Origin of the sequence: Actinomyces urogenitalis DSM 15434 (assembly GCF_000159035.1) — a bacterium.
Classification (GTDB): domain Bacteria; phylum Actinomycetota; class Actinomycetes; order Actinomycetales; family Actinomycetaceae; genus Actinomyces; species Actinomyces urogenitalis.
The window spans coordinates 25,571-32,025 of record NZ_DS999576.1; the positions used below are offsets into that span (position 1 = coordinate 25,571).

9 protein-coding genes are annotated in these 6,455 nt (G+C 65.9%); 5 read left to right on the forward strand and 4 right to left on the reverse strand.

Annotated features, from left to right (window positions below; translation table 11 throughout):
• Positions 1-495: a TY-Chap domain-containing protein gene (locus tag HMPREF0058_RS08320; RefSeq protein ID WP_006549328.1), complete on the reverse strand. Its 495-nt coding sequence runs from the start codon at positions 493-495 to the stop codon at positions 1-3.
• A 140-nt stretch (positions 496-635) separates the two neighbouring features.
• Here HMPREF0058_RS08320 and ftsE point away from each other — a divergent pair, with 140 nt between their 5' ends.
• The 5 genes from ftsE (at position 636) to HMPREF0058_RS08345 (ending at position 4,845) form a co-directional block, all read left to right on the forward strand.
• Positions 636-1,325 (forward strand): cell division ATP-binding protein FtsE, encoded by a 690-nt coding sequence (ftsE, locus tag HMPREF0058_RS08325; RefSeq protein ID WP_006549329.1) that lies wholly within the window; start codon positions 636-638, stop codon positions 1,323-1,325.
• A gap of 12 nt (positions 1,326-1,337) precedes the next feature.
• A complete protein-coding gene (ftsX, locus tag HMPREF0058_RS08330; RefSeq protein ID WP_006549330.1) occupies positions 1,338-2,255 on the forward strand; it encodes a permease-like cell division protein FtsX in 918 nt (305 codons plus the stop codon).
• A gap of 5 nt (positions 2,256-2,260) precedes the next feature.
• Complete coding sequence (locus HMPREF0058_RS08335; protein WP_006549331.1) at positions 2,261-3,637, forward strand: M23 family metallopeptidase; 1,377 nt, start codon at positions 2,261-2,263, stop codon at positions 3,635-3,637.
• A gap of 84 nt (positions 3,638-3,721) precedes the next feature.
• Positions 3,722-4,252, forward strand: coding sequence for an SsrA-binding protein SmpB (smpB, locus tag HMPREF0058_RS08340; RefSeq protein ID WP_006549332.1), 531 nt, complete (start codon positions 3,722-3,724; stop codon positions 4,250-4,252).
• Positions 4,253-4,359: 107 nt separating this feature from the next.
• The gene (locus HMPREF0058_RS08345; protein ID WP_006549333.1) at positions 4,360-4,845 is read left to right on the forward strand and encodes a GNAT family N-acetyltransferase; all 486 of its coding nucleotides are present in this window, start codon (positions 4,360-4,362) and stop codon (positions 4,843-4,845) included.
• A 483-nt stretch (positions 4,846-5,328) separates the two neighbouring features.
• On the opposite strand, the gene HMPREF0058_RS08350 is transcribed toward HMPREF0058_RS08345, so the two are convergent.
• The 3 genes from HMPREF0058_RS08350 to HMPREF0058_RS08360 form a co-directional block, all read right to left on the reverse strand.
• A complete protein-coding gene (locus HMPREF0058_RS08350) occupies positions 5,329-5,796 on the reverse strand; it encodes a hypothetical protein (RefSeq protein WP_006549335.1) in 468 nt (155 codons plus the stop codon).
• Between the two features lie 35 nt (positions 5,797-5,831).
• Entirely contained in the window at positions 5,832-6,104 is a 273-nt protein-coding gene (locus HMPREF0058_RS08355) for a hypothetical protein (protein ID WP_006549336.1), read from the reverse strand.
• On the reverse strand, positions 6,101-6,455 hold a 355-nt coding region (locus HMPREF0058_RS08360), incomplete at its 5' end, for a hypothetical protein (protein ID WP_006549337.1). The genes HMPREF0058_RS08355 and HMPREF0058_RS08360, both read right to left, overlap by 4 nt.

Below are 6,455 nucleotides of genomic sequence, written 5' to 3' on the forward strand. Positions count from 1 at the left end.
TCAGTCCATAGACGTCACCAGGTGGTCGAGGTCAGCAGGGTGGGGGACCTCCAGCACCTCGATGAGGACCCGGGCCACGGCCTGCGCCGCGCTGGCGCCATCGGGCAGCCGCCGTGCCAGGACGTCGGTGTGCTGCTGCCACCCGAGAGCCTGCAGCTCCTCCTGCGCCTGGGGAGCAAGCAGGACCGCGCCGGCGGCGTCCAGGATCGGCAGATCTACCTCGACGCCGTCGGCCCGGGTAGTCAGGACGACTCCGGGAACCTCCTGGGAGGCTGCTAACGCCGGACCTCGGCGCAAGAGTGAACGCAGCCCCCACCGTTGGTGCAGCGACTGGGGCGTGACTACCGGCGCCGGAGCGGTGAGCAGAATCGTCAGGTTGCCGAGATGGGAGGGGGCGTCGTCGAGGAAACGCGCCAGCGTCGGCTGGAAGCGGGACCAGGAGCCGAGATCAACGACCTCGTCCAGGCGTGGCAGGTCAGAGGAGGGAGACGTCATAGGGCTGTTCCTACGCCATGGTGAGCGGCCCTCGCCACACCGCTCGCCCGCGTGTCTGCGTGTGGTCATGGGTGAAGGCTCGCTACGGTGGCCGGGACTGGGCGTGTCCGCGCCCGCGTCGGCTAGGAGAGCACCAGACGATGATCCGATTCGACCACGTGTCCAAGGTCTACAAGCGAGGCGCACGCCCTGCGCTCGACGACGTCACCATCGAGATCGAGCGCGGCGAGTTCGTCTTCCTCGTCGGGGCCTCGGGCTCGGGCAAATCGACCTTCTTGCGCCTGACCCTGCGTGAGGAGCGCCCCACCTCCGGGCGTATTCACGTCCTGGGCCGGGACCTGTCCCAGGTGTCGACCTGGAAGGTGCCGCAGCTGCGCCGGGAGATGGGATTCGTCTTCCAGGACTTCCGCCTGCTGGAGAACAAGACCGTCATGGAGAACGTGGCGCTGGCCTCCCAGGTGATTGGCAAGCCTCGCCACTACATCCTCTCCGCTGTTCCGGAGGCGCTTGACCTGGTGGGTCTGAGCGGCAAGGAGCAGCGCAAGCCCCATGAGCTGTCCGGCGGTGAACAGCAGCGTGTGGCGATCGCCCGCGCCATGGTCAACCGACCCAAGCTTCTGCTGGCGGACGAGCCCACGGGCAACCTTGACCCCTCGACCTCGGTGGGCATCATGCGTCTGCTTGACCGAATCAACCGCCAGGGCACCACCGTGGTCATGGCGACCCACGACGACGAGATCGTCGACCAGATGCGCAAGCGCGTCATTGAGCTCAAGGCCGGGGAGGTCGTGCGCGACCAGGCCCGTGGCGTCTACGGCTCGGACCGCTGAAGGAGACCTCGCATGCGATTCCGTTTCATCATGTCCGAGACCCTCAAGGGTCTCACTCGTAACCTGGCGATGACGATCTCGGTCATCCTGGTCTCTTTCGTGTCTCTCCTCTTCGTCGGGGCCTCGGCCCTGCTGCAGGTGCAGATCGACACCATGAAGGGTGACTGGTACGACAAGGTCGAGGTCAGCGTCTACATGTGCCCGCCCTCGTCCAACTACGCGCAGTGCGCGGACGGGGAGGCCACCGAGGAGCAGATCGACGCGATCGAGGACCTGGTCAACTCCGACGCGCTCAAGCCCTACGTCAAGAGCTACACGATCGAGTCCAAGGCCGAGGCCTACCAGAGCTTCATGAAGGCCTACGGCAGCACGAACATCGGCCGTAACGCCACGGAGGACATGATGCCGGTGTCCTTCCGCATCAAGCTCATTGACGCCGAGAAGTACCAGGTGGTCGCCGAGCAGTTCACCGGGCGCGACGGTGTGGAGCGCGTGGTTGACCAGCGCGCCACCCTGGAACCGCTCTTCCTGGTGATGAACCGTGCCTCGTGGATCACGGGTGGTCTGGCCGCCATCATGGCGGTGGCGGCGGTCCTGCTCATCACGACGACGATCAGGCTGTCCGCCATGAGCCGCTCCAAGGAGACCGGCATCATGCGCCTGGTGGGTGCCTCGAACCTCTTCATCCAGCTGCCCTTCATGCTGGAGGGGGCACTGGCGGCCCTGGTCGGTGCCCTGCTGGCGGTCGGGGGCCTGTGGGCCGGCGTGCGCTACATCATCGAGCAGTGGCTGGCGCAGTCCATCAACTTCACCACTGCCTTCATCTCAACGTCCGACGTACTGCGCCTGGCGCCGCTGCTCCTGGTAGCCGCGATCGTCCTGGCCGCAGCATCCTCGGCCTTCTCGCTGTCGAAGTACACAAAGGTCTGATCATCATGAACAGCCTGCACCGTGGCGAGGGCACCTCGTTCCTGAGCAGTGAGCGCTGCGCCGGGGCCTCAGTGGGGCGACGGCGTCCCGGGCGCCTTCGCCTGGGCGCGGCCGCTGCACTGGGCACCCTCGCTCTTGCGCTGGCGCCGGTGGTGGCCACGAGCACTCCGGCGGCTGCGGACGAGCGTTCGGACGCCGTCGAGCAGCAGCGGCAGGCCACCCAGCGCACGGCTGAGCTGACAGCCTCGCTGGAGGGCGTCTCCGCGGAGCTGGGGCAGGCCTACCTGGACCTGCAGGCGGCACAGACCGCGCTGAGCTCGGCCCAGACCGAGCTGGACGGCGCGGAGGCCACGCTGGCCCAGAAGCAGCGCGAGCAGCAGGCCGCTGCGGACCGGTTGTCCGTGGCGCAGGCGGATCTTGACACCCTGACGAGCCAGGCGGAGGAGTCGGCTGCCACGGCGAGCGCCCACCAGGACGCCGTCGCCTCGCTGGTGGTGTCCACCTACCAGGGCGACTCCTCCCTGACCTCGTGGACCTACGTGCTTGACTCTGAGTCGGTGGAGGATCTCAGCGAGCGCGCCTCCACGATGGAGATCGCCTCTGGGATTCAGGAGTCGGTGCTGGCAGCGGCTGAGCAGGAGCGGGCACAGGACGCAAACCGCAAGGCCCGTCAGGACGCCGTGACAGAGCGTGTCAGTGTCCTGGCACAGCAGGCGGACCAGGCCAAGGCGGCTGCCGAGGAGGCGGCGACGGCGGCGCAGGCTAAGCGCGACGAGGTCGCCACGCTGACCTCCCAGAAGCAGTCGGCCGCGGCGAGCCTGGAGTCCCAGAAGGCCGGGCTGCAGGAGCAGGTGCGTCAGTCGGAGGCTGACGCTGCTGCAGCAGCTCAGACGATTGCGGCGATCGACGCGCAGAACCGTGCGTCGTCGAGCTACACAGGTGCCTCCTCCGGGGCGGCTGCGGCTGCGGACCTTGGGAGCGGCGCGATTGGTCACCCGATCACCGGGCCGCTGACAGTCGCCTCCTCATACGGCTACCGTGTTCACCCCATTACGGGGGTCTACCGGCTGCACGCCGGAGTTGACCTCGTGGCCTCTCAGGGCACTCCGCAGTACGCAGCGGTCTCGGGTTCGCTCAGGCAGTTCCAGAGCGCAACCTGCGGCAACGGGATCATCCTGAACGGTGGGGTGATCAACGGCCAGTCCGTGGTCATCATCTACTGCCACCTGTCTGCCTACTCCGTGGGCAGCGGCGTCAACGTGACCAAGGGACAGCAGATTGGGCTGACGGGAATGACTGGTGGAGCTACCGGGCCCCACGTCCACTTCGAGGTCCACATCAACGGCTCGACGGTCAACCCGATGTCGCTGCCCGGTTTCTGAGCCGGTTCGTGGGCGGTGCTGCTCCGCGTAGGCTAGGCTCTTGCGCCTGTACGCGCCGTGAGCCGACGAGGAAAGGAGACGCGCATGGCTGCTAAGACGGACCGACCGAGGAAGCCCACCGTGGGGGAGCGGGCCAAGGCCGCCTCTGACGCCCACAAGACCATCGCCCGCAACAAGAAGGCGAGTCACGACTACTTCATTGAGGACCGTTACGAGGCGGGTCTGTCCCTGACCGGTACTGAGGTCAAGGCGCTGAGGATGGGGCGTGCCTCCCTGACTGAGGCCTGGATCGAGATCGACCGGCACGGCGAGGCCTGGCTCCAAGGGGCGCACATCCCGGAGTACCTGCAGGGCACGTGGAACAACCACTCGCCCAGGCGTAAGCGCAAGCTGCTGCTGCACCGTGCCGAGCTGGAGCGCCTGGCTCAGCGGGTCCAGGCCAAGGGCTACACCGTGGTGCCGCTGGAGCTGTACTTCATTGGCGGGCGGGCCAAGATCGAGATCGCCCTGGCACGAGGAAAGCAGGACTGGGACAAGCGTCAGGCCCTGCGCGAGGCCCAGGACAAGCGTGAGGCCGCGCGTGCCATGGCGGCGGCCAACCGGAGGCGGGGTTAGGCGCCGGAGCCTGTCGCTATTCGTCCTCAGTACCGTCGCAGTGCTATCAAGACTGCCGGTAGCCTGACTTCAGCTCAGTTACCGGAGGTATCGGGGAGGGCGCGTCCATGCAGCTCACCATGTCGTTACGACGCGAGGAAGTCCCTCGCGTCAAAGACGCCTTGACGACGCTTCGGCATCTCAGTCGCCAGGACGTGGCTGCGGCGGGGAGCCTGTACTTCCGCAGCTACCCGTTAGGCACCGTAGCTGACGAGGACGAGGCGATTGCCGATGTCCTGGCTGCGCTCGACGGGGAGTACGGAGAATACCGTCCGGATCTCAATCTCGTTTGCGACGGTGTCGACGGCATCGTCGGTTGCATCATGGGTGTTGACTCGCCGCCTTGGCCTGACGTCAGCGATCAGGTCTTCATCATCGACCTCTTCGTTGACCCACGTCATCGGGGTCAGGGGATTGGGCGTGAGCTTCTGAGCGCATTCATCACCAACACTCCGGAAGGTCGGGCAATCGGGCTGCGGGTCGACAGCGATAATCATCCGGCGATTGCGCTGTATGAGTCTGTGGGTTTTCGGAGCGTTGCGTCGTCTCGCTGAAGAGTTTCGCCGTCGACGTGTTTAGGGCCTGTGGAGCCTTCTGACATAGTGGGCCTCGTGGCATGGGCTCACAGTGACAGTGGATAGCGTGGCCCGCGTGGCCCACGGCTGTTCGCTTGCCTGAAGCACTGCGGGTGCCGCTACCTGGCAGGGCGTCGACCTTCTCGCGAAGCTCCTTCGAGGCAGCCTTCATGCTGACGGCCTCCGAGCGCAGGTTCTGGATCAGGGTCCAGGCCTTGTCGGGGTTGAAGTCCTCGTCGCTGCCCCAGGGCGGGGTCGGCTTGGGCTCCTCCTTGACGTCAGCGTCGGTGGTCTGGGTGGCGTCGTCTGCCATGGTGGGTGCCTCCTGGGCATGAGAGAACCCCGCAGGCGTCTCGCCTACAGGGCTGTGTGGGTGGTGCCGCCCTCCTTGGAGCGGTAGACTGTGCTTGCGGGACGAATCCGTCGCCAGCCCTGAAATAACGGGCCGCAGCCTTCGGGCCGCTACGAACGCGGTGGCCTAGTCCCGCCATACTTTGCTCGGAGACTCACCTCGGTGAGAGTCCTGCTTCGGATCTCGAAGACCCAGAGCTGACGGATTGCGGCATCGGCCCGGTTCAGGTTGTAGTTTCTCAGCTGGTTGAGCAGTTTTGGCGTCAGCCTGTGGTCGATGTGGATGATGAACCGGTCTTTAACGACCGGCGTCGCGTGGTCGCGAGCGTTTGAGACCGCGTCATCGATCCTGTCCGCGATTGATGAGTACTTCGGCTTACTGTTCTTCAGCTCGCAAACCACTAGGCCATTGGTCAGCCATCGAAAGTCGTTTGTCGGTGGCCTGCCTCGCTTCGGGTCGGGGTCACCTCGGGGGATCCATTGGACGCGCTCGCCGATCGCCTCGAAGGCCTCAAGGAAGTCCAGCTCATGCTCTTCAAGCAGCTCGGTGGTGTGGGTGATACGCCTGGAGGGCCCCACCTGCCTCAGGCGGGACCCTCCAGGAGCAAGAACGGTTATCGGGGCAGGGTCTCCAGCACGGACCTGATGTCGCGCATGACCGCTCGCGCGGAGAAGTCGTCCCTGGGGGAGTAGATCGCGGCGGCCTGCTCCACGAGCTCGCGGGGGACGGTGAACCACCCCATCTGAGCTCCGGAGATCGCTAAGGAGATATCCACTGGGGGCTCGCCAGACATGCCAGCCGGGTCGTACTCGTCCGGGCGGTGACTGTGGGCTATGGCCCACAGCCTGTCAGCCAGGTCGATCTCCTCGTCGGTTTCGGTGATCATGGCGCTCCTCCCTTCGGGTTTCTCGGGTACTCGTCTGATTCTCTAGGGTACCCCGTCCACAGAGGGCGGTCGGGGAGATCGATTCGAAGGTTCACCTGGACGGGGTAGCCACCGTGTGCCGACGTGACGACGTACTTGTCGCCGGACCGATCCCACGTCGCGTTCGGGTCGTGGACCGTGTTGTGGATGGCCTGGGCGATCGCGGCGGGGTTGGACGTCTCGAACTCGGTCTTGCCTGGCCGCCGCGCCCCCTTCCCGTGCGTCTCGACGATGTGGTCGACCCCTGGCGTGTCGACGGTGATCTCCCCAATCTGGGACGGGAGGACCTCCACCGGGTTGCCGTCGGTGTCG

Excerpts from the sequence above, each read along its gene's own strand:
- HMPREF0058_RS08320 (WP_006549328.1), bottom strand. The coding sequence starts at position 495 with ATGACGTCTCCCTCCTCTGACCTGCCACGCCTGGACGAGGTCGTTGAT.
- ftsE (WP_006549329.1), top strand. The coding sequence starts at position 636 with ATGATCCGATTCGACCACGTGTCCAAGGTCTACAAGCGAGGCGCACGC.
- ftsX (WP_006549330.1), top strand. The coding sequence starts at position 1,338 with ATGCGATTCCGTTTCATCATGTCCGAGACCCTCAAGGGTCTCACTCGT.
- HMPREF0058_RS08335 (WP_006549331.1), top strand. The coding sequence starts at position 2,261 with ATGAACAGCCTGCACCGTGGCGAGGGCACCTCGTTCCTGAGCAGTGAG.
- smpB (WP_006549332.1), top strand. The coding sequence starts at position 3,722 with ATGGCTGCTAAGACGGACCGACCGAGGAAGCCCACCGTGGGGGAGCGG.
- HMPREF0058_RS08345 (WP_006549333.1), top strand. The coding sequence starts at position 4,360 with ATGCAGCTCACCATGTCGTTACGACGCGAGGAAGTCCCTCGCGTCAAA.
- HMPREF0058_RS08355 (WP_006549336.1), bottom strand. The coding sequence starts at position 6,104 with ATGATCACCGAAACCGACGAGGAGATCGACCTGGCTGACAGGCTGTGG.